This is a genomic window from Rhizobium sp. NPDC090275 (assembly GCF_044772225.1).
GTDB lineage: Bacteria > Pseudomonadota > Alphaproteobacteria > Rhizobiales > Rhizobiaceae > Rhizobium.
Map to the genome: position 1 here is coordinate 281,240 of NZ_JBIVYL010000003.1, position 21,337 is coordinate 302,576.

The following is a 21,337-nucleotide window of genomic DNA, read 5'->3' on the forward strand; positions in this document are numbered from 1 at the left end:
ACTGCTAAATAATGCGAAATTGATGGAGTTGCGGGCATTTGCTGCCTTTGACGGCAACCATGGGCTCGAAAATTCGATTGTTACGGGAATTTGACCCCTCGGTAAAAATCGCCCGTAAAGCAAGCCTCAGGAAAGCCTCGCCAAGCGCAGCGGCTCTCCATTTGTATGATTATACGTTTCATCACACGGTTGAAAAATTCCGCGCGCGAATGTGAGTGCGAATCACAAAACGAAAAGGGCGACCCGAGGGCCGCCCTTCCGTAACTGAACCGGTTGGCTCAGACATAAGACCCGAAGGTCTTACATCATGTCCATGCCGCCCATTCCGCCCATGCCGCCAGGCATGCCGGCAGGAGCGTCCTTCTTCGGCAGCTCGGCGATCATGGCTTCCGTGGTGATCAGCAGCGAAGCAACCGAAGCTGCGTTCTGCAGAGCCGTACGAACAACCTTGACCGGGTCGACGATGCCCATGGCAATCATGTCGCCATATTCAGACGTCTGGGCGTTGTAGCCGTAGTTGTCTTCGTTCTTCTCGAGGATCTTGCCAACAACGATCGATGCTTCGTCACCAGCGTTCTCGGAGATCTGGCGAACCAGGGACTGCAGAGCGCGACGGATGATGTTGACGCCAGCTTCCTGGTCGTCGTTTGCACCCTTTGCGGTGATCTTGGAAGCCGAACGGAGCAGGGCAACGCCACCACCAGGTACGATACCTTCCTGAACAGCAGCGCGCGTTGCGTTCAGAGCGTCGTCGATGCGGTCCTTGCGTTCCTTGACTTCGATTTCCGTGGAGCCGCCAACGCGGATGACGGCAACGCCGCCAGCGAGCTTGGCAAGACGTTCCTGCAGCTTTTCGCGGTCATAATCGGAAGAGGTTTCTTCGATCTGAGCCTTGATCTGCGCAACGCGGCCTTCGATGTCGGACTTGGCGCCAGCGCCGTCGACGATCGTCGTGTTTTCCTTGGAGATCGAAACCTTCTTCGAACGGCCGAGCATGTCGAGCGTTACGGATTCCAGCTTGATGCCGAGGTCTTCGGAGATGACAGTGCCGCCCGTGAGGATGGCGATGTCTTCCAGCATGGCCTTACGGCGGTCGCCGAAGCCAGGAGCCTTGACGGCAGCGATCTTGAGGCCGCCACGCAGCTTGTTGACGACGAGGGTCGCAAGAGCTTCGCCTTCGACGTCTTCAGCGATGATGAGGAGCGGCTTGCCGGTCTGAACGACGGCTTCGAGAACCGGGAGCATCGCCTGCAGGTTCGAGAGCTTCTTCTCGTGGAGGAGAATGTAAGCGTCGTCGAGGTCGGCGACCATCTTTTCCGGGTTGGTGACGAAGTAAGGCGACAGGTAGCCGCGGTCGAACTGCATGCCTTCGACGACTTCGAGTTCGGTTTCAGCGGTCTTGGCTTCTTCGACGGTGATAACACCTTCGTTGCCGACCTTCTGCATGGCTTCAGCAATGTCGTCACCGACCTGCTTGTCGCCGTTTGCGGAGATCGTGCCGACCTGGGCAACTTCAGCCGAGGTGGAGATCTTCTTTGCCTTGGCCTGCAGGTCCTTGACGACTTCTGCAACAGCGAGGTCGATACCGCGCTTCAGGTCCATCGGGTTCATGCCGGCAGCAACGGCCTTGGCGCCTTCGCGAACGATAGCGCGGGCGAGAACCGTTGCCGTCGTGGTGCCGTCGCCGGCGATGTCGTTGGTCTTCGAAGCAACTTCGCGGACCATCTGGGCGCCCATGTTTTCGAACTTGTCTTCGAGTTCGATTTCCTTGGCGACCGATACACCGTCCTTGGTGATGCGCGGAGCGCCGAAGGACTTGTCGATAACGACGTTACGACCCTTCGGGCCGAGGGTTACCTGCACTGCGTCAGCGAGGATGTCGACGCCGCGCAGCATCTTTTCGCGCGCAGAGCGGCCGAACTTTACTTCTTTAGCTGCCATTTTGAGAACTCCTGAAAAGGGGTGTCAGCGAATTGGGATGAAGTGGGAAACCGGCTGATTAGCCGATGATGCCCATGATGTCGGCTTCCTTCATGATCAGAAGGTCTTCGCCGTTGATCTTGACTTCGGTGCCGGACCACTTGCCGAACAGAACGCGGTCGCCAGCCTTGACGTCGAGAGCGACGACCTTGCCGGACTCGTCACGAGCGCCGGTGCCGACGGCGACGATTTCGCCTTCCTGCGGCTTTTCCTTGGCGGTGTCAGGAATGATGATGCCGCCCTTGGTCTTTTCTTCGGACTCAACGCGGCGAACAACGACGCGATCGTGAAGGGGGCGGAAGTTGGTGCTTGCCATTGTCTAATCCCTCGATCAAATGACACTCGCAGGCCGGTATGGCCCACACGGATGGGTGTTAGCACTCTCCTCTGGTGAGTGCTAGCGACTTGCATTTAGGAGCGGCCATCTGGGGAGTCAAGGGAAGCTGTCGTAATTTTCCGACGCCCCGTGTCTATAGCCGTTTGATGGCAAAGTTGTGAACCTGCCGGCTATCTGTAGGGGGCATGAAAACGCTTCGATGGTTAATGCCGGAAAGGGCAGGGACAGCGCTTGTCTCCCAAGCGCGGAAATCATGGCCCGGCATTGTCATAAACCCGTGTCCGGAATTTGCGAAATGCCAACAGGAGGTGTGGTCCCGGTCGTGCCAGCGGGCCGGGATTGTCCAGCCCCGATGCGGATGATATCGAGCGACAGGGGACAGCCGGCAGAGGTCGGCAAAGGGGTGGATATATATGAGCGTGGACGGAGCGGTGATGGCGGATGACAGCGTGGCATCGGTGCCGTTTGGCGAAGCCGTCCGCGTCTGGGCCAGGATCGGCTGTCTGAGCTTCGGCGGCCCCGCCGGCCAGATCGCCCTGATGCACCGAACCATCGTCGACGAGAAGCGCTGGATCTCCGAGGATCGCTTTCTGCACGCGCTGAACTATTGCATGCTTTTGCCAGGCCCCGAGGCGCAGCAGTTTGCCACCTATATCGGCTGGCTGATGCACGGCGTGCGTGGCGGCATCCTCGCCGGCCTGCTTTTCATCCTGCCGGGCTTCGTGGTCATGCTGGGGCTCTCCGCCCTCTACGCCGTCTTCCAGGAGACGAGTTGGCTTCCAGCCCTGTTCTTCGGCCTCAAGGCCGCCGTGCTTGCTGTCGTCGTCGAAGCGCTGCTGCGCCTTGCCCGCCGCGCGCTGAAAACCCGCGCGCACTATTATATTGCCGGCGCATCCTTCTTGGCGCTGTTCATGCTGAATGCGCCGTTCCCCATCGTCGTCATCCTCGCCGGCCTCACGGGTTTCGCTCTGCACCGCTATTCCCGCCGCCACGCGCAGGCCGAAGAGATGCAAGCCAAGTCGCAATCGCCCCGCCGCCTGCCCACGTTTACGACCCACGCCATCGCCCGACCGCTCCTTGTTCTCGTCTTCTGGATCCTGATCTGGCAGGCACCGTTGCTACTCGTCCGCAATCTGCATGCGCCATCCGATCTCATCGCCGAGGCGCTCAGCGGCGAGACCAATGTCTTCGGCGCGCTCTTCATCTTCTTCTCCAAGATGGCCGTCATCACTTTCGGCGGCGCCTATGCGGTGCTTACCTATGTCGCGCAGGTCGCTGTCGGCCATTATGCCTGGCTGCAGCCGGGCGAGATGCTGGATGGCCTGGCGCTGGCCGAGACCACGCCCGGCCCGCTGGTGCTCGTCCTCTGTTTCGTCGGCTTTCTTGCCGGCTTCCGCAATCCGCTCTTTATGGCGCCGCTGATGGGCGGCGCGCTCGGCGCCACGCTGGTTGCCTGGGCCACTTTCGTGCCGAGCTTCGTCTGGATCTTCGCCGGCGCACCCTTCGTCGAAAAGCTGCGCGACAATGCCGCTCTGTCGGCGGCACTGTCCGCCATCACATCAGCCGTCGTCGGCGTCATCCTCAATCTGTCTCTCTGGTTCGGCCTGCATGTGCTCTTCGCCGAGGTCGGCCGGATCGCACTTCTGTCACGTGGTGCTGGCCTTCCCATCGTCAGTCTCGCCTGGCCGCAATGGGCCACGATCGATATCGCCGCGCTGGCGATCTTCGTGATCGCGTCCGTCCTCCTGTTCTACGTGAAGATGGGCATGGTCAAGGTGCTGGGGCTTTGCGCTGCTGCCGGCCTTGCCATCAAGGGTGCCGAACTGCTGCTCTGAAGGTCTCCGGAGCGCACCGGGTCGCAAGAATTTCATCGTTCTGCATTGCAAAATTTCTTGCCATCCCGGCAGGCCTTTGTCATGTCAGCCCTCATCGAATGAAAACCGGGACTTTGAAATGGCGCAGCGCATCGAGAATTTCGCAGAAATCACCAGCCACTATGATGCGGTGTTCTGCGATGTGTGGGGCGTTTTGCACAACGGCGTCTCGCCCTTCCCGAAGGCCGCCGCAGCCCTGCAGGCCGCGCGCGAGGCTGGTCTCACGGTCGTTCTGATCACCAACTCGCCGCGCATCGCGCCGCTCGTCGTTGATCAGCTCCGCAACATCGGCATCCAGGACGAAGCCTATGATCGCATCGTCACCTCCGGCGATGTTACCCGTGGCCTGATCGCCGAGGGCCCGAAGAAGGTCTTCCTGCTCGGCCCGGATCGCGACATCGCCATCATCGAAGGCATCGGCGTCACCCGCGTTTCCGAAGAGGAGGCCGATTGCGTCGTCTGCACCGGCTTCTTCGATGACGAGACCGAGACGCCCGAGGACTACACCGACATGCTCAAGGCCTTCCAGGCCCGCGACGTGCCGCTGATCTGCGCCAATCCCGACCTGATCGTCGAGCGCGGCCACAAGATGATCCCCTGCGCCGGCGCCATGGCCGCCTATTACGATCAGCTCGGCGGCAAGACCCGCATCGCCGGCAAGCCGCACAAGCCGATCTATGACGCCGTGCTCTCGGTCGCCCGCGAAATGCGTGGCGACCTCAAGATGGACCGCATCCTGGCGATCGGCGACGGCATGCCGACGGATGTGCGCGGCGCTCTCGATTACGGTCTCGATCTTCTCTATATCAGCGGCGGCATCCACGCGGCCGAATACACGCTGAACGGCGAGACAGACGAGGCGATCCTCACCGCCTATCTCGAACGCGAGAAGGCAACGCCGAAGTGGTGGATGCCGCGACTGGCCTGAGCCTCCTCGCGCCTGAAGCCGCCTTGCCTAAGCCCGAAGCATCAGTAAAGTCTGCCCCGATGACCGTCTTCCACCGCAACGAAACCCGAGAGCCCTTGCCCGATCACCTGCACGGTGGCGTGGTCGCCATCGGCAATTTCGACGGTGTCCATCGCGGTCATCAGTCGGTACTGGAACGCGCGCTGGAGATCGCTGGCGCGCGCGGCGTTCCGGCTCTCGTGCTCACCTTCGAGCCGCATCCGCGCACGGTCTTCAACCCGCAGACACCGGTCTTCCGCCTGACGCCCGCGCCGCTGCGCGCCCGCATTCTCGAGGCCATGGGCTTCGGCGCGGTCATCGAATACCCGTTCGACCGCGCCTTCTCGCAGCGCTCGGCCGATGATTTCATCCATTCGATCCTCAAGGATTGGCTCGGCGCATCCGAGGTCGTGACCGGCGTCGATTTCCATTTCGGCCGTGGCCGCGAGGGTGGCCCGGCCTTCCTCATGGACGCCGGCAATAAATACGGCTTCGGCGTCACCCTGATCGACACCTTCCGCGACGAGAACGCCGACGTGGTCTCTTCCAGCCGTATCCGCGCGTTGCTGAAGGAGGGTGAAGTCAGCGAGGTCGCCGGCCTGCTCGGTTATCACTACACGGTCGAATCCGAGGTGATCGGCGGCGAAAAGCTCGGCCGCCAGCTGGGCTTCCCGACGGCCAACATGCGCCTGCCGGCCGAGGTCGAGTTGAAGCCCGGCATCTACGCTGTCCGCTTCCGCTTCGAGGATGGGTCGATGCACGACGCGGTAGCCAGCTACGGCCGCCGCCCGACCGTGACCGATAACGGCGCGCCGTTGCTCGAAACCTTCGTCTTCGACTTCTCCGGCGATCTCTACGGCCAGATCTGTTCCGTCTCCTTCTTCTCCTACCTACGCCCGGAGCTGAAGTTCGACGGCCTGGATCCGCTGGTCGAGCAGATGAACCGCGACAAGGAAGAGGCGAGGGCGGTCCTGTCAGGCATGCAGCCGATCAGCGAACTCGACCGCAAGCTCTGCGGCCTGGCGTAACGCTTCCCCACTGAACTCAGCATCCATAGCATGGCGGCGTCGGGCGCCAGCATTGCGAAACTGTGTCTTTTTCGCGGCAGGGATGCTTGCCGAGCGAGCCGGCTGGCATATCTCATCTATCTGATAAGACGCGGATAAGCCGCGCCCGATCCGCGAAAGGCACTCTCCTCATGGACAAAAGATTTGGAACGGCGGCCTGCTGGCTGCTCATCATTCCCTATATCGGGCTGCTCTGGGTCCCCTTCTACAATTTCCACGATCCAGTGATCTTCGGCTTCCCCTTCTTCTACTGGTATCAGCTCCTCTGGGTGCCGATCACCGCCTTCCTGACCTGGATCGCCTATCGGAGCATGCGCAATGACGACTGATCTCAACGTCACGGCGCTCAGCGTCTTTATTTTCTTCTTCGTCCTCGTCACCGTCATGGGCTTCGTCGCCTCACGCTGGCGCCGGCCCGAAACCATGGCGCATATCGACGAATGGGGCCTCGGCGGCCGCTCCTTCGGCACCTGGATTACCTGGTTCCTGGTTGGCGGTGATTTCTATACCGCCTACACCGTCATCGCCGTTCCGGCGCTCGTTTATACCGTCGGCGCTTACGGCTTCTTCGCGCTGCCCTATACGATCGTGGTCTACCCCTTTGTCTTCATGGTCATGCCGGTGCTCTGGAAGCGGGCGCGGGACTTCGGCTATGTCACGGCGGGCGACGTCGTCCATGGCCAATATGGCTCGCGCGGGCTGGAGCTCGCGGTGGCGGCCACCGGCGTCATCGCCACCATGCCCTATATCGCCCTGCAACTCGTCGGCATGACGGCGGCGCTGAAGGCGCTCGGCCTGCATGGCGAGGTGCCGCTCGCCATCGCCTTCATCGTGCTTGCGCTTTACACCTATTCGGCGGGTCTCAGGGCTCCGGCGCTGATCGCCTTCGTCAAGGACATCATGATCTATATCGTGGTGATCGCGGCCGTGGCGCTGATCCCCTCGAAGCTTGGCGGTTACGCCAATGTCTTCGCTTCCGCCGACGCGGCCTTCCAGGCCAAGGGCTCCGGCAGCCTGCTGCTTGGTTCCAACCAGTATGTGGCCTATGCAACGCTGGCGCTCGGCTCGGCACTCGCGGCCTTCATGTATCCGCACACGCTGACCGGCATCTTCGCTTCCAACAGCGGCAACACCATCCGCAAGAACGCGGTGCTGCTGCCGGCCTATACGCTGCTGCTCGGCCTCTTGGCGCTGCTCGGCTACATGGGCCACGCCGCCGGCCTCAAGCTCGACAGCGCCAATGACGTGGTGCCGGCGCTGTTCCAGACGCTCTTCCCCAGCTGGTTCGCCGGCTTCGCCTTCGCGGCCATCGCCATCGGCGCGCTGGTGCCGGCGGCGGTGATGAGTATCGGCGCCGCCAATCTCTTCACCCGCAACTTCTGGAAAGCCTATGTAAACCCCCAGGTGACGGATGCGGGCGAAGCAAAGGTCGCGAAGATGACCTCGCTGGTCGTCAAGGTCGGCGCCCTGCTGGTCATTATCTTCCTCCCGACCCAGTTCGCCCTGGACCTTCAGCTCCTCGGCGGCATCTGGATCCTGCAGACGCTGCCGGCCCTGGTCTTCGGCCTCTACACCAACTGGTTCCGTGCGCCCGGCCTTCTCGCCGGCTGGTTCGTCGGCTTCTTCGGCGGCACGCTGCTGGTCTGGATCAACGGCCTGAAGCCGCTGCAGCCGGTGACGATGGGCGAGACTTCGTTCACCATCTACATCGCGTTGCTGGCGCTGGCGGTGAACATCATCGTCGCGGTGGTGGTGAATGCTGTCGCGCCGGGCAAGGCTGTGGCGCGGGCTTGAGAGGGACGAGAGGGGAGGGCTGCGGGTGACGCCGTGGCCTTCCTCCTACGACATCAGTCACGGAGCAGACGGCTGTCGAACGGATATCGCTTCACGTCTTCGATAACGATCTCGCCGGCTCTGGGATGCGATGGATTGATCAGCAGGTTGCGTGCCTCGGGCATGAGGGCCGAGGTGACCCTGATGAGGCAAACGCTCTGATCCTGAAGAAGACGGTCGCCGGTCATCCGCGTCCGATTGACATCGTTGAGGTCCACGTCGTCAGCGTCGACGTCGGTGATCGCGATATCGTCGGGGCAAGTGATCTTCAGTAGCTGAAAATCCCGGGGAAGCTGGCTGACATCGATCTGAACCAGAATTTCAAGCAAGGCCGTTGATGGGTGGTCACAGCAATAGACGACAGGCGTTCCAAGATTGTGCCAACGGCCGGGAGCGACGAGACCGCCGCGTCCGGATAGATCTGCATAATTGGAAATTCGCCACAGGATCATCGTCAGATGTAGATCCCAAAGTCGATCTGATGCAGAGCCTGCTCGACCAGAAGAGCTCCGGTCTCCGATTCCAAAAGGTCGATCGGGACGATGCCCTGCATTCCGCGATTGGGCTTGCGGAGCCATCTGCGCGCAATTTCGGGATCACCGAAGACGCGCTCCGCCATCGTCATGATCCGCACCAGCCGCAGCGCGCTGTCATTCTCTTCGACGGTGAGTGGCTGATGACTTCCTATCCGTCTCGTGAGCGTTCGGCGCGGTGCGACGAGGCGATAGATTTCATCCATGCTGAAGCCGAGTTGGGTGAGGTCGAACACCGACGACCCGTCATAGACGCGCACTTGGCCGCGCGAAGCGATCTTCAGCCGCTCTTGGATTGTCATGGCGTCCTGCTCGGCCGCCTTTGTCGCCACCATCGAAGCCTCCTGTGCCAGTTGCCCATAAATATAAGCGCAAATGGCCAGACTGCAAATGGCGGCTTCTGGCAATCGATCTCCTCTTCCTTTTCCCGCCAAAAGCGCCTATGAACCGGCGCGATGAACACATTCCGGCTGGCGATCACGATACGAATTATCGGCCCGGCCTTCCGCGCGCGCTAAGCGGCCGGAAGGTCCGGGTTTTCGGCGCTCGACCTCAGAGCGCTTCCGCCGCCACGATATTTCCAAGTCCGTTGCGCCCGTTTGCGAGGCGTAAAGCACGATCGCTAGAAGAGACGATTGCCAGACATGACCGATACAGCCGAAAAGATCGATTACTCCAAGACCCTCTATCTCCCCGAAACCGATTTCCCGATGCGCGCCGGCCTGCCGCAGAAGGAGCCGGAGACCGTTGCCCGCTGGCAGGAGATGGGCCTCTACAAGAAGCTGCGCGCGTCTGCCGCCGGCCGCGAGAAATTCGTCCTCCACGACGGCCCTCCCTATGCCAACGGCAACATCCACATCGGCCACGCGCTGAACAAGATCCTCAAGGACGTCATCAACCGCTCGTTCCAGATGCGCGGTTTCGATGCCAACTACGTTCCCGGCTGGGATTGCCACGGCCTTCCGATCGAGTGGAAGATCGAGGAAGAAAACTACCGCGCCAAGGGCAAGGCGAAGCCCGACCTCAAGCAGGCCGACGCGATGATCGAGTTCCGCAAGGAATGCCGCGCTTACGCTGAAAAGTGGATCAAGATCCAGGGCGACGAGTTCAAGCGCTTGGGCATCGAGGGCGATTTCGACAATCCGTACCTGACGATGAACTTCCACGCCGAAAGCCGCATCGCCGGCGAACTGTTGAAGATCGCTATGAGCGGCCAGCTCTACCGCGGCTCGAAGCCGATCATGTGGTCAGTGGTCGAGCGCACGGCGCTGGCAGAAGCCGAGGTCGAATACCACGACGTCGAGAGCGACATGATCTGGGTGAAGTTCCCGGTCGTGGGTGGCGCCGGCGAGCTGGCCGATGCCCATGTCGTCATCTGGACGACAACGCCGTGGACGATCCCCGGCAACCGCGCCATCGCCTACTCGCCGAAGGTCGCCTACGGTCTTTATGAGATCACGGCTGCTGAAAACGACTTCGGGCCACAGTCTGGCGAGAAGCTGATCTTCGCTGACGCGCTGGCCGAAGAGTCCGCAAAGAAGGCCAAGCTCACCTTCAAGCGCCTGCGCGGCCTCTCTGCCGATGAAATGGCATCGATCACCGCTGCCCACCCCCTCAAGGGCCTCGGCGGCGGTTACGAATTCCTCGTGCCGCTTCTCGCCGGCGACCACGTCACCGATGACGCCGGTACCGGCTTTGTCCACACCGCCCCGTCGCATGGCCGCGAGGACTTCGAGGCCTGGATGTCCTCCGCCAAGGAGCTGGAAGCCAAGGGTATCGACACCCGCATCCCATTCCCGGTCGACGACAGCGGCACCTATACCGCTGATGCCCCCGGCTTCGAGGGCGCACGCGTCATGGACGACAACGGCAAGAAGGGCGATGCCAACGAGCGCGTCATCAAGACGCTGATCGAGCGCAACGCGCTGTTTGCCCGTGGCCGCCTGAAGCATTCCTATCCGCATTCCTGGCGCTCCAAGAAGCCGATCATCTTCCGCAACACGCCGCAGTGGTTCGTCTATATGGACAAGGACCTCAAGGACGGCACGACGCTGCGCACCCGTGCGCTGAACGCCATTGACGACACCCGTTTCGTACCCGCCGCCGGCCAGAACCGCCTGCGCGCCATGATCGAGCAGCGTCCTGACTGGGTGCTTTCACGTCAGAGAGCATGGGGCGTTCCGATCTGCGTCTTCGCCGATGAGGACGGCAACGTCCTGCAGGACGAAGAGGTCAACAATCGCATCCTCGAAGCCTTCGACGTCGAGGGCGCCGATGCCTGGTTCGCCGAAGGCGCCAAGGATCGCTTCCTCGGCAACGGTCACGACCACGCCAAGTGGACCCAGGTCATGGACATCCTCGATGTCTGGTTCGACAGTGGCTCGACCCATACCTTCACGCTCGAAGACCGCCCCGATCTCAAGTGGCCGGCCGATCTCTATCTCGAAGGCTCCGACCAGCATCGCGGCTGGTTCCACTCGGCGCTCTTGGAATCGGCCGCGACCCGTGGCCGCGCGCCCTATAACGCCGTTCTTACCCATGGCTTCACCATGGACGAGAAGGGCGAAAAGATGTCGAAGTCGAAGGGCAACGTCACCTCTCCGCAAGAGATCATGAAGGATGCCGGCGCCGACATCCTGCGCCTCTGGGTCATGACCTCCGACTACGCCGACGACCTGCGCGTCGGCAAGACGATCATCCAGACCAATGTCGACGCCTACCGCAAGCTGCGCAACACCATCCGCTGGATGCTCGGCACGCTGGCGCACGACAAGGGCGAGACCTTCGAAGTCTCCGAGATGCCGGAGCTGGAGCGGCTGATGCTTCATCGCCTGGCCGAGCTCGACCAGCTGGTGCGCGAGAATTACGACGCGTTCGATTTCAAGAAGATCGCCCGCGCGCTGATCGACTTCGCCAATGTCGAGCTCTCGGCCTTCTACTTCGACGTCCGCAAGGATGCGCTCTATTGCGATGCGCCGTCGAGCCTTCGCCGCCGCGCCTCTTTGCATGTCATCCGCAACATCTTCGATTGCATGGTGACCTGGCTGGCCCCGATGCTGCCCTTCACGACCGAAGAGGCATGGCTGTCGCGCAACCCCGGTGCCGTCTCCGTCCACCTCGAGCAGTTCCCCGAAATTCCTGGTAACTGGAAGAACGAAGCACTGGCTGAGAAGTGGAAGAAGATCCGCGCGGTCCGCACGGTCGTCACCGGCGCGCTTGAGATCGAGCGCAAGGACAAGCGCATCGGCTCCTCGCTGGAAGCAGCTCCAGTCGTGCATATCGCCGATGCCGAGCTCCTGAAGGCGCTTGAAGGCCAGGACTTCGAGGAGATCTGCATCACCTCGGGCATCGTCGTCGAAGGCAATGAAGGCCCGTCCGACGCGTTCCGCCTTCCCGAAGTAGCCGGCGTGAGCGTCGAGCCGAAGCTTGCGGAAGGTGAGAAGTGCGCCCGCTCGTGGCGGATCACGACGGATGTCGGCTCGGATCCCGAGTATCCCGACGTTTCCGCCCGCGATGCTGCGGCATTGCGCGAACTTGCGGCATAAACCGAAGAAAGTTACCGGATGAATTGCGCAATCGCGGTTCATCCGGTAAAAGCTGCCTGAAATTGGCCGGATTTTTCCGTCACGGGGAGGATGTCCGGTTGAGCATTGACTGCACCGGCATGGCTGGAAGGGTTTTCATGTTATCGAAGCGTTGGTTCCGTTTGGGCGCATGCCTGACTGTTGCGATGGCAGGCACTGCGATGATGTCGAGCTGCACGAGCGGCCCCCGCTACGGCACGGACAAGACGGCATTCGAGCAGCTGACCGATGACCTGGGCCAATCCACCTCGCTGACCGGCACCGAGCCCAAGAACAAGGGCGTGAAGTACAATCCGCGTCCTGGCCTCGTGGTTCCGAAGGCAGGCGACAAGGAAAACCTGGTCGCGCCGCAGCAATCGATCGCCAGCAAGGACAATCCGCAGTGGGTCGAATCGCCTGAGGAAACCCGCGCCCGCCTCGTCAAGGAAGCCGACGAGAACAGCGACAAGTCCGGCTACCAGTCGCCGCTCGCCAACAACGAGGTCGAAGGCGGCCGTCGCACGACGGAAGCTCAGGCCAAGGCCTTCCGCGAAGCCCGCGCCATCCAGAAGGGCGCCTATATCGACCAGCGCCGCTACATTTCCGACCCGCCGACCGAATACCGCCAGGTCGACGATCCCACCAAGCTCGACGATCTCGGCGAGCCTGAGCTGAAGAAGATGAAGAAGAAGAAAAAGGAAGCCGCAGTCGCCGGCTCCGGCAAGCAGTGGTGGAACCTGCTGCAGTAAGGTTTCGGGGCGAGGGTTAATTCCCCGCTTTCTTAGTTTTGTTTCGGCACTGATGCTGGCGTGGTTCCGCTTGGCACCTCCCTCTGTCCTGCCGGACATCTCCCCCACAAGGGGGGAGATCGACTCGCGGGTAAGGTCTACGCCAAACACTGAGGTCGGAGCGAGCGGCTGCGCCCATCCAATCTCCCCACCTGTGGGGGAGATGCCCGGCAGGGCAGAGGGGGGTACCCCACGGCAAAGCCTCCCCTGAGCGCGCGAAGCGCGCCTAATCCCGCTTCCCCTGAAAGAACGCCCGCAGGATCTCCGCCGCCTGCACCTCGCTCATCCCGGAATACACCTCCGGCGCATGATGACACGTCGGCTGCGCGTAAAACCGCACCCCGCTGTCCACCCCGCCACCCTTCGGATCCTCGGCCCCATAATAGAGCCGGCGGATACGCGCGAACGAGATCGCCGCCGCGCACATCGTGCAGGGTTCCAGCGTCACGTAGAGATCAGCACCCGTCAGTCGCTCTTGGCCAAGGGCCTCGCAAGCCATGCGGATGGCGGCGACTTCGGCGTGCGCGGTGATGTCGTTGAGCTCGCGGGTGCGGTTGCCGGATGAGGCAATCACGGTGCCGTCGAGGACGACGACCGCGCCGATCGGCACCTCGCCGCGCGCGCCCGCGGCACGCGCCTCCTCAAGCGCCAGCTCCATAAATTGATTTGTCTTCACGATCCGACAATTTCCACTTAACCGCAGGGGCGCGAACTGATAGAAGGCCCCAAAAGGCAGGCAAACAACAAATGACATTCAAAGACAAGCCAAAACGGCCGGGTGGCAAGCCATCCCCGCGCGATACCGGCGCGAAATCGGGCGAGAAGCCCGCAAGGAAGTTCGCAAAATCGGCTGACAAGGCGGATGCCGTGTCCGACGTGACGAGCGACAGCAAGGCGGAACGCATCTCCAAGGTGATGGCGCGCGCCGGCGTTGCCTCGCGTCGCGATATCGAGCGCATGATCCTCGATGGCCGCGTCACGCTGAACGGCAAGCCGCTGGATACGCCTGTCGTCAACGTCACGCTGACCGACAAGATCGAAGTCGATGGCATGCCGATCCGCGGCATCGAGCGCACCCGCCTGTGGCTCTACCACAAGCCCGCCGGCCTGGTGACAACCAACGCCGACCCGGAAGGCCGCCCGACCGTATTCGACAACCTGCCGGACGATCTGCCGCGCGTCATGTCGATCGGCCGTCTCGATATCAACACCGAAGGCCTGCTGCTCTTGACCAACGACGGCGGCCTGGCGCGTGCGCTGGAACTGCCGACGACAGGCTGGCTGCGCCGCTACCGCGTGCGCGCCCACGGCGAGATCGACCAGGAAGCGCTCGACAAGCTGAAGGACGGTATCGCCGTCGACGGCGTGCTCTACGGCGCCATCGAAGCGACGCTCGACAAGGTGCAGGGCTCCAACGTTTGGCTCACCATGGGTCTGCGTGAAGGCAAGAACCGCGAAATCAAGAACGTGCTCGGCGCGCTCGGTCTTGACGTCAACCGTCTGATCCGCATCTCCTACGGCCCGTTCCAGCTCGGCGATATCCCCGAGCGGGCGGTGATCGAAGTGCGTGGCCGCACCCTGCGCGACCAGCTCGGCCCGCGCTTGATCGAGGACGCCAAGGCCAATTTCGACGCGCCGATCTACAACGCGCCCGCCGTGACAGAGGAAGAAGAAACCGACGCCAAGCCCGAGCGCCGCGAGCGCTCGTGGAAGCCGGAAGACAAGCGCGAGCGCGCGCTGAGCCGCCTCGACACCAAGCGCGATGATAAGCGCGACGACCGCCGTGGCGGTGATCGCGACCGTGATGGTGGCCGTGGCCCAAGCCGTGGTGGCGACCGCAAGGACGAGGGTCCGAAGCGTCCCGCGCTCGGCAGCCGCCGCAACGCCAATGTCTGGATGGCGCCCGGCGCCCGTCCGCTCGGCGAAAAGGCAGCCGCCAAGGCCGAGAAGAACGCCCAGACGGCGCTCCGCCGTGGCGAAAAGCCTGGCCGTTCCAAGCCGCAGCCGACAAGCTACGACGAAGGTCCGCGCGTGCAGATCAACCGCGCCCGCGATGAAGAGGGCGAATGGATCCGCTCCAGCGATGTGAGCCGCGACGACGACCGCAAGCGCGGCGACCGTGGCGATCGCGGGTTCGGCGACCGTCCCCGTGGCGACCGCTCCTTCGGTGATCGCGGTGACCGCTCCGGCGGCGACCGCACGGCGCGTGGCGACCGGCCTTATGGTGATCGCCCACCCCGCGGCGACCGCCCCTTTGGCGACAAGGCGCGTGGCGAACGCAAGCCGCGCGAGGATGGCGACCGTCCACGCTCCTTCGGCGACCGCCCTGCACGTGGTGACAAGCCACGCGGCGATCGGCCTTTCGGTGATCGTCCTCCCCGTGGTGACCGGCCGACAGGCGACCGCCCGTTCGCAGGAAAGCCACGCGGCGACCGCAGGCCACGCGAGGACGGCGACGACCGTCCCCGTTCCTTCAGCGATCGTCCGCCACGCGGCGACCGGCCGTTCGGCGACAAGCCGCGCCGTCCGCGCGAAGAGGGTGACGAGCGTCCCCGCGCCAACCGTTTCTCCGGCGAGGCTCGCTCCGAGCGTCCGGCCGGCGAGCGTTCATATGGCGACCGGCCTCGTGGTGAACGTCCCCAGGGTGATCGCCCCTTCGGCGACAAGCCGCGCGGCAAGAGCTTTGGCGGCAAGCCTGGCGGCTCCAAGCCGGGTGCGAAGAGTTTTTCGGGCAAGCCTTCGGGCGATCGTCCCGGTGGCGGTGGCAAGCCCTCGGGCGGGCCGTCTCGTGGTGGACCTAAGGGCAAGGGAATAGGACGCGGTGCGGATCGTCGGCGGTGAGTTTCGCGGACGGTCGCTCGCCGTGCCTAAATCCAACGACATCCGGCCGACTGCCGACCGGACGCGTGAGAGCCTGTTCAATATTCTGAGCCATGCCTATCCGGAATGCGTCGATGGCACCCGGATACTCGATCTCTTTGCAGGCACCGGCGCCGTCGGTCTGGAAGCCGTCTCGCGCGGCTGCCGCCATGCGCTCTTCGTTGAAAACAGCGTCGAGGGCAGGGGCCTGCTCTGGGAAAACATCGATGCGCTCGGCCTGCACGGCAAGACGCGCATCCTGAGGCGCGACGCGACCGATCTTGGGAGCGTCGGCAACCTCGAGCCGTTCCAGTTCCTCTTCGCCGACCCGCCCTATGGCAAGGGTCTCGGCGAAAAGGCGATGGCCGCGGCCGCCAAGGGTGGTTGGCTGTTTCCGGGCGCGATTGCCGTGCTCGAGGAGCGCGCCGACGTTGCCGTTTCGGTCGATCCTTCCTATCTGTTCCTGGAAAGCCGGATTTTCGGCGATACCAGGGTGCATTTCTACCGCTATCAGCCGGAGTAGGTAGCGGCTATCGGGGGCAAAGGGTGACACAGCAGGCCGAAAAGACCAGTTCCGCGTTCCCTGCTCTCGAAGATGTCGCCTCCGGCGCATCGCCGCGCGTGGCCATCGCGTTCGGCGGCGGCGGCGCCCGTGGGCTTGCCCATATCCACGTCATCGAAACGCTCGATGAGCTCGGCATCCGCCCGGTGGCGATAGCGGGCTCCTCGATCGGCGCCATCATGGGCGCTGGCATGGCGGCCGGCATGACCGGCGAGGCGATCCGCGAACATGCGCTGATGACCGTCGGCAACAAGACTGCCGTGGTGAGCCGCCTCTGGGGCCTGCGCCCGCAGACCGTGCGCGATGCGGTGGCGAACGGCGTGCGCATTGGCCAGTTCAATCTCGAGCGCATCCTGAAAGCATTTCTCCCGGCCGATCTCCCCGATCGCTTCGAGGATCTGCCGATCCCAATGACGGTGACCGCAACCGATTATTACGGCCAGCAGGAAGTGCTGGTGAGCGAGGGGCAGCTATTTCCGGCACTCGCAGCCTCTTCCGCCATCCCCGCCGTCTTCATGCCGGTCCGGCTGCATGGCCGGGTGATGATCGACGGCGGCATCAGCAATCCCGTGCCTTATGAATGCCTGATGGATCGCGCCGATATCGTCATCGGCATCGATGTCGTCGGCGCGCCCGAGGGCGACGGCACCCACATCCCGAACCGCATGGAGAGCATCTTCGGCTCCGGCCAGCTGATGATGCAGACGGCGATCACCCTCAAACTCCGCATCCAGCCCCCCCACATCTTCCTCCGCCCCGCCGTCGGCCGCACTGGCGTCATGGACTTTCTGAAGGCCCGCGAAGTGCTGGCCATGTCTCAGGGCGTCAAGGACGAGCTGAAGTATGCGCTCGATGGGGCGATCGAGGCGCATGCGCGGGGATGATAAAACCAGATACACAATGTGTATCTGTGTGCTATGTTGTTCATGTAGATCGGAGCTATGATGAGCGACAACAATAGCCATACACGCGCAGTCAATCTGAGGGTCCGCGACGACGTTCGGTCTCTGATCGACCGTGCCGCAAAAGCGCATGGAAAGACGCGGTCGGATTTCATGATCGATGCAGCGCGCCGGGCAGCCGAGGAAGCGCTTCTCGATCAAGCGCTAGTCTCTGTCGATGCCGAAAGCTATGATCATTATCTCGATATTCTCGACAAGCCGCCTGGCGGCGAGGGCTTTGATCGCTTGATGAGGGTCGCTAAGCCGTGGCGGACGTGAGGCTTTCGCCTCCCGAGCTCCTAGCAGGTGGCCACGATCTCTCGCAGTTTCACAGCGGCGTAGACAGCCTCGATGATTGGCTGCAGAGGCGCGCGCGTTCCAATCAGATCAGCGGCGCGTCCCGTACTTATGTGTTGTGCAGCGGCCAGCAGGTGGTCGGCTACTACTGCCTCTCGTCAGGCGCCCTCGCGGCCTCTGCGGCGCCTGGGCCCATCCGTCGCAATATGCCTGATCCGATCCCGATGGCGATACTTGGGCGTCTTGCGATCGATCTGAGCTGGCAGGGCAAGGGGCTGGGTTCAGCGCTTCTCCAGGATGCGGTCCTGCGAACGGCGCAAGCAGCCCACATCCTTGGGATTCGCGGAATTCTCGTGCATGCGCTTTCCGACGACGCGCGTGCCTTTTATGAACGCTACGGTTTTATTGGCTCGCCGGTGAACCCTATGACGCTCGTGATGTCTGTGAAGCTTCCCTAAACATCCGCCACCGCATCCCCCGTGCCCGCCAGCGGGTCCTGCGAGAAATCCATCGTCCGCTTCGGCTTGACCAGCGGTTCCGGTTTGACCGGTTGCGAGTAGAGCATGTCGCGGCCTGCCTGCAGGCCCTCGGTGACCTGCAGCACCAGCCGCTGTTCGTCACGGCGGCGGATGTCTTCGCCGATCTCGTAGGCGGCGGCCTCGCTGATGCCGAGGGCTTCCAGCGTCCGGCGGCCAAAGAGCAAACCCGATTCGAGCGTTTCGCGCAGCTCGTAGTCGACATTGAGGTTGCGCAGCGCGATCGAGTGGACGCGGTCGTAGGAGCGCACGAAGAGCTTGGCCTCGGGATAGTCGGCCTGCACCAGCTCGACGATCTTGTCGGTCACCTCCCGCTTCTGCGTGCAGACGACGACGATCTTGGCATGGTCGATGCCGGATGCGCGCAGCACGTCCTTGCGCGTGCCGTCGCCGAAATAGATGCGGAAGCCGAAGGAGGAGGCCTGGCGGATGCGGTCGGCGGAGGTGTCGATGACGGTCACCGCACGACCGCCGGCAAGCAGGATCTGCGCCGCGATCTGGCCGAAACGCGAGAAGCCGATCATCAGCACGTCGGCACCGGCGCCCTCGAAATCCTCTTCCAGCGTCTCCTTCGTCTCGCCGCTCTCGAGCCTTCTGGCAAGCTTGGTGCCGATCGGCGTCAGCGCCATGGAGAGCGTCACGATGGCGATCAGGAGAGACGCCGTGCTCGATGGCATCAGCGACGAGGCACCTGCCGTCGAAAACAGAACGAAACCGAATTCCCCACCCTGCGGCAGCAGGAAGGCGATGCGGATCGCGTCATTGTGATCGGAGCCTGTCAGCCGGCAGAGCCCGTAGATGATCAGCGCCTTCGCCGCCATGACGACGGGCACGGTGACGAGAATGACGAGTGCGTTGTCCCAGAGCACGTCGAGCTGCAGCGACAGGCCGACAGCGATGAAGAAGATGGCGAGAAGCACGCCGCGGAAAGGCTCGATATCCGCTTCCAATTCGTGTCGGTAAGAGGATTCCGCCAGCATCACGCCCGCCAGGAATGCCCCCATTGCCATCGACAGCCCGGCCATCTGCATCAGCGTCGCCGATCCCATGACGACGAAGAGTGCTGCCGCGATCATCGCCTCGCGCGCGCCGGTGCTGGCGATGATCTGGAACAGCGGCGTCAACAGGTAGCGCCCCATCACGATCATCGCGCCGACAGCGCCGATGGCGATCCCGAAATCGACGATCGGCGTGCCGTGGCCCTTGCCGGTGTCGAGGATATTGATCAGCGCCAGCAGCGGCACGATGGCGAGGTCCTGGAACAACAGCATCGAGAAGGAGCGCTGCCCGTAGCGCGTGCTGACATCGCCGTCATCCTCGAGGATCTGCATGGCAAAGGCCGTGGACGACAGCGCCAGGCCGAAGCCGGCGATGATGCTGCCGCGCCAGTCGAGCAGGCCGGAGAGGTCGGCGAGTGCCGTCAGCACCAGCCCGGTCAGGATCACCTGCGCCGTGCCCAGCCCGAAAATGTCGCGCCGCATCTGCCACAGGCGGCTCGGTTTCAGCTCCAGCCCGATGATGAAAAGCAGGAAAACGACGCCGAGCTCGGCGACGTTCAGGATCTGCTCTCCATCCGTCAGCCCATGAAAGATCGGGCCGATCACCACGCCGGCGGCCAGATAGCCGAGCACCGTTCCAAGCCCCAGCCGCTTGAAGATCGGGGCCGAAACGACGGTGCCGCCGAGCAGCAGGATCGTTTCGGTGAAGAGGGCGTTGGGCTCGGACATCCGCTAAGCTTCTTTCAATGGTCATGGTTGCGCAAGCAGCGCGAAAAAGAATCGGCACCGTCGGCCTTGATGCTTTCCGTAGCGCACAATAAATGGAACGCGAAGGAAAGGCCAAACCATGTCCTCTGAAATTGATTCCTCGACGCTTCTCTCCCGCGCCAGCCAGCTGATCGATCTCGCCAGGAAGGCGGGCGCCGATGCCGCCGATGCGGTGGTGGTCCGCTCCCGTTCGCAGTCCGTCAGCGTGCGGCTCGGCAAGGTGGAGGAAACCGAATCCTCCGAGAGCGATGATTTCTCGCTGCGCGTCTTCGTCGGCAAGCGTGTCGCCAGCGTCTCGGCCAATCCCGGCTTCGACATGTCGGTGCTCGCCGAGCGCGCGGTCGCCATGGCCAAGGTCTCGCCGGAAGACCCCTTCGCGTGCCTGGCGGATCAGAGCCGGCTCGCCAAATCCTATCCCGATCTGCAGCTGCTCGACAGCACCGAGGTCTCCGCCGACCAGCTGCGCGAGGCAGCCCTTGCAACGGAAGCGGCCGGCCTTGCGGTCAATGGCGTGACCAATTCCTCGGGCGCCGGCGCTTCGGCCGGTCGCGGCGGCATGGTGCTCGTCACCTCGCACGGCTTTGAAGGCAGCTACATGGGCTCGCGCTTCGGCCGCTCGGTCAGCGTCATCGCCGGCGAGGGCACCGGTATGGAGCGCGACTACGATTTCGACAGCCGCATCTATTTCTCCGAGCTGGATGATCCCGCGGAAATCGGCCGTCGCGCCGGCGAGCGCGCCGTCAAGCGCCTGAAGCCGCGCCAGGTCGATACCGGCAAGAACGTCACCGTGATCTTCGATCCGCGTATCGCGCGCGGCTTCGTCGGCCACATCGCCGGCGCCATCAATGGTGCCTCGGTTGCCCGCAAGACCAGCTTCCTGCGCGACAAGATGGGCGAGCAGGTGCTGAAGTCCGGCCTCTCGATCACCGACGATCCGATGATCGTGCGCGGCCCGGCCTCGCGCCCCTTCGATGGCGAAGGCGTTTCCGGCGAGCGCATGGTGATGATCGAGGACGGTGTGCTGAAGCACTGGTTCCTTTCGACGTCGACTGCCCGCGAGATCGGCATGGAAACCAACGGTCGTGGCGTGCGCGGCGGCAATGCCGTGACACCAGCCTCGACCAACCTCGCGCTCGAGCCCGGCGATATCTCGCCCGAGGACCTGATCCGTGGCGTCGGCAACGGCTTCTACATCACCGAGCTGATCGGCCAGGGTGTCAACATGATCACCGGCGAATACAGCCGTGGGGCCACCGGTTTCTGGATCGAAAACGGTGAATTGACCTTCGCGGTTTCGGAAGTGACCATTGCATCGAACCTCAAGGAGATGTTCATGCGGGTAACACCTGCCAACGATATCGACCGCAAGTACGGGGTAGCCGCCCCGACCATCGCGATCGAAGGAATGACGCTGGCCGGACGGTGATCGCGGGCTAAAGCGCGTCGCGATCTTTC

The 21,337-nt window shown here is 62.9% G+C and carries 19 protein-coding genes; 13 read left to right on the forward strand and 6 right to left on the reverse strand.

Annotated elements, in window-relative coordinates; genetic code table 11:
- Positions 1-300: 300 nt before the first annotated feature.
- Together groL and groES are read right to left on the reverse strand one after the other, a co-directional pair.
- Positions 301-1,941 (reverse strand): chaperonin GroEL, encoded by a 1,641-nt coding sequence (gene groL, locus ACIQUB_RS09325; protein ID WP_018898570.1) that lies wholly within the window; start codon positions 1,939-1,941, stop codon positions 301-303.
- Positions 1,942-1,999: 58 nt separating this feature from the next.
- Positions 2,000-2,296, reverse strand: a complete 297-nt coding sequence (groES, locus tag ACIQUB_RS09330) for a co-chaperone GroES (RefSeq protein WP_018898571.1) — start codon at positions 2,294-2,296, stop codon at positions 2,000-2,002.
- Between the two features lie 434 nt (positions 2,297-2,730).
- On the opposite strand from groES, the gene chrA reads away from it, so the two are divergent.
- From chrA to mctP, 5 genes are all read left to right on the forward strand, one after another.
- Positions 2,731-4,152, forward strand: coding sequence for a chromate efflux transporter (gene chrA / locus ACIQUB_RS09335; protein ID WP_402929308.1), 1,422 nt, complete (start codon positions 2,731-2,733; stop codon positions 4,150-4,152).
- A gap of 118 nt (positions 4,153-4,270) precedes the next feature.
- The gene (locus ACIQUB_RS09340; protein WP_113238642.1) at positions 4,271-5,119 is read left to right on the forward strand and encodes a TIGR01459 family HAD-type hydrolase; all 849 of its coding nucleotides are present in this window, start codon (positions 4,271-4,273) and stop codon (positions 5,117-5,119) included.
- 59 nt (positions 5,120-5,178) lie between these two features.
- Positions 5,179-6,165: a bifunctional riboflavin kinase/FAD synthetase gene (locus tag ACIQUB_RS09345; RefSeq protein ID WP_113238646.1), complete on the forward strand. Its 987-nt coding sequence runs from the start codon at positions 5,179-5,181 to the stop codon at positions 6,163-6,165.
- 170 nt (positions 6,166-6,335) lie between these two features.
- Entirely contained in the window at positions 6,336-6,533 is a 198-nt protein-coding gene (locus ACIQUB_RS09350; RefSeq protein WP_112944555.1) for a DUF3311 domain-containing protein, read from the forward strand.
- Positions 6,523-7,998, forward strand: a complete 1,476-nt coding sequence (mctP, locus tag ACIQUB_RS09355; RefSeq protein ID WP_402929311.1) for a monocarboxylate uptake permease MctP — start codon at positions 6,523-6,525, stop codon at positions 7,996-7,998. Before ACIQUB_RS09350 ends, mctP begins: the two co-directional genes overlap by 11 nt.
- A gap of 53 nt (positions 7,999-8,051) precedes the next feature.
- On the opposite strand, the gene ACIQUB_RS09360 is transcribed toward mctP, so the two are convergent.
- Entirely contained in the window at positions 8,052-8,489 is a 438-nt protein-coding gene (locus ACIQUB_RS09360; RefSeq protein WP_113238643.1) for an RES family NAD+ phosphorylase, read from the reverse strand.
- Positions 8,490-8,491: 2 nt separating this feature from the next.
- Positions 8,492-8,977 (reverse strand): antitoxin Xre/MbcA/ParS toxin-binding domain-containing protein, encoded by a 486-nt coding sequence (locus ACIQUB_RS09365; RefSeq protein ID WP_402929313.1) that lies wholly within the window; start codon positions 8,975-8,977, stop codon positions 8,492-8,494.
- 237 nt (positions 8,978-9,214) lie between these two features.
- On the opposite strand from ACIQUB_RS09365, the gene ileS reads away from it, so the two are divergent.
- Positions 9,215-12,115, forward strand: coding sequence for an isoleucine--tRNA ligase (gene ileS, locus ACIQUB_RS09370; protein WP_402929315.1), 2,901 nt, complete (start codon positions 9,215-9,217; stop codon positions 12,113-12,115).
- A gap of 137 nt (positions 12,116-12,252) precedes the next feature.
- On the forward strand, positions 12,253-12,882 hold the full coding sequence (locus ACIQUB_RS09375; RefSeq protein WP_112944552.1) for a hypothetical protein: 630 nt from the start codon (positions 12,253-12,255) through the stop codon (positions 12,880-12,882).
- Positions 12,883-13,147: 265 nt separating this feature from the next.
- On the opposite strand, the gene ACIQUB_RS09380 is transcribed toward ACIQUB_RS09375, so the two are convergent.
- On the reverse strand, positions 13,148-13,579 hold the full coding sequence (locus ACIQUB_RS09380; RefSeq protein WP_402929459.1) for a nucleoside deaminase: 432 nt from the start codon (positions 13,577-13,579) through the stop codon (positions 13,148-13,150).
- Positions 13,580-13,668: 89 nt separating this feature from the next.
- Here ACIQUB_RS09380 and ACIQUB_RS09385 point away from each other — a divergent pair, with 89 nt between their 5' ends.
- From ACIQUB_RS09385 to ACIQUB_RS09405, 5 genes are read left to right on the forward strand one after another with little or no spacing between them, the layout of a single operon-like run.
- Complete coding sequence (locus ACIQUB_RS09385) at positions 13,669-15,762, forward strand: pseudouridine synthase (protein ID WP_113239695.1); 2,094 nt, start codon at positions 13,669-13,671, stop codon at positions 15,760-15,762.
- Positions 15,743-16,303, forward strand: a complete 561-nt coding sequence (rsmD, locus tag ACIQUB_RS09390) for a 16S rRNA (guanine(966)-N(2))-methyltransferase RsmD (protein WP_018898585.1) — start codon at positions 15,743-15,745, stop codon at positions 16,301-16,303. Before ACIQUB_RS09385 ends, rsmD begins: the two co-directional genes overlap by 20 nt.
- A gap of 23 nt (positions 16,304-16,326) precedes the next feature.
- Positions 16,327-17,226, forward strand: coding sequence for a patatin-like phospholipase family protein (locus ACIQUB_RS09395; RefSeq protein WP_402929319.1), 900 nt, complete (start codon positions 16,327-16,329; stop codon positions 17,224-17,226).
- Between the two features lie 60 nt (positions 17,227-17,286).
- Positions 17,287-17,562, forward strand: a complete 276-nt coding sequence (locus ACIQUB_RS09400; protein WP_113239057.1) for a DUF1778 domain-containing protein — start codon at positions 17,287-17,289, stop codon at positions 17,560-17,562.
- Positions 17,559-18,038 carry a GNAT family N-acetyltransferase gene (locus ACIQUB_RS09405; RefSeq protein WP_113239058.1) on the forward strand — a complete coding sequence of 160 codons (480 nt, stop codon included), beginning with the start codon at positions 17,559-17,561 and terminating at the stop codon, positions 18,036-18,038. The genes ACIQUB_RS09400 and ACIQUB_RS09405 overlap by 4 nt, the downstream gene beginning before the upstream one ends.
- Here ACIQUB_RS09405 and ACIQUB_RS09410 read toward each other — a convergent pair.
- Positions 18,035-19,843: a monovalent cation:proton antiporter-2 (CPA2) family protein gene (locus tag ACIQUB_RS09410; protein WP_113239056.1), complete on the reverse strand. Its 1,809-nt coding sequence runs from the start codon at positions 19,841-19,843 to the stop codon at positions 18,035-18,037. The genes ACIQUB_RS09405 and ACIQUB_RS09410 overlap by 4 nt on opposite strands.
- A 118-nt stretch (positions 19,844-19,961) precedes the next feature.
- Here ACIQUB_RS09410 and ACIQUB_RS09415 point away from each other — a divergent pair, with 118 nt between their 5' ends.
- Complete coding sequence (locus ACIQUB_RS09415; protein WP_113239055.1) at positions 19,962-21,308, forward strand: TldD/PmbA family protein; 1,347 nt, start codon at positions 19,962-19,964, stop codon at positions 21,306-21,308.
- The last annotated feature ends 29 nt before the right edge of the window (positions 21,309-21,337 follow it).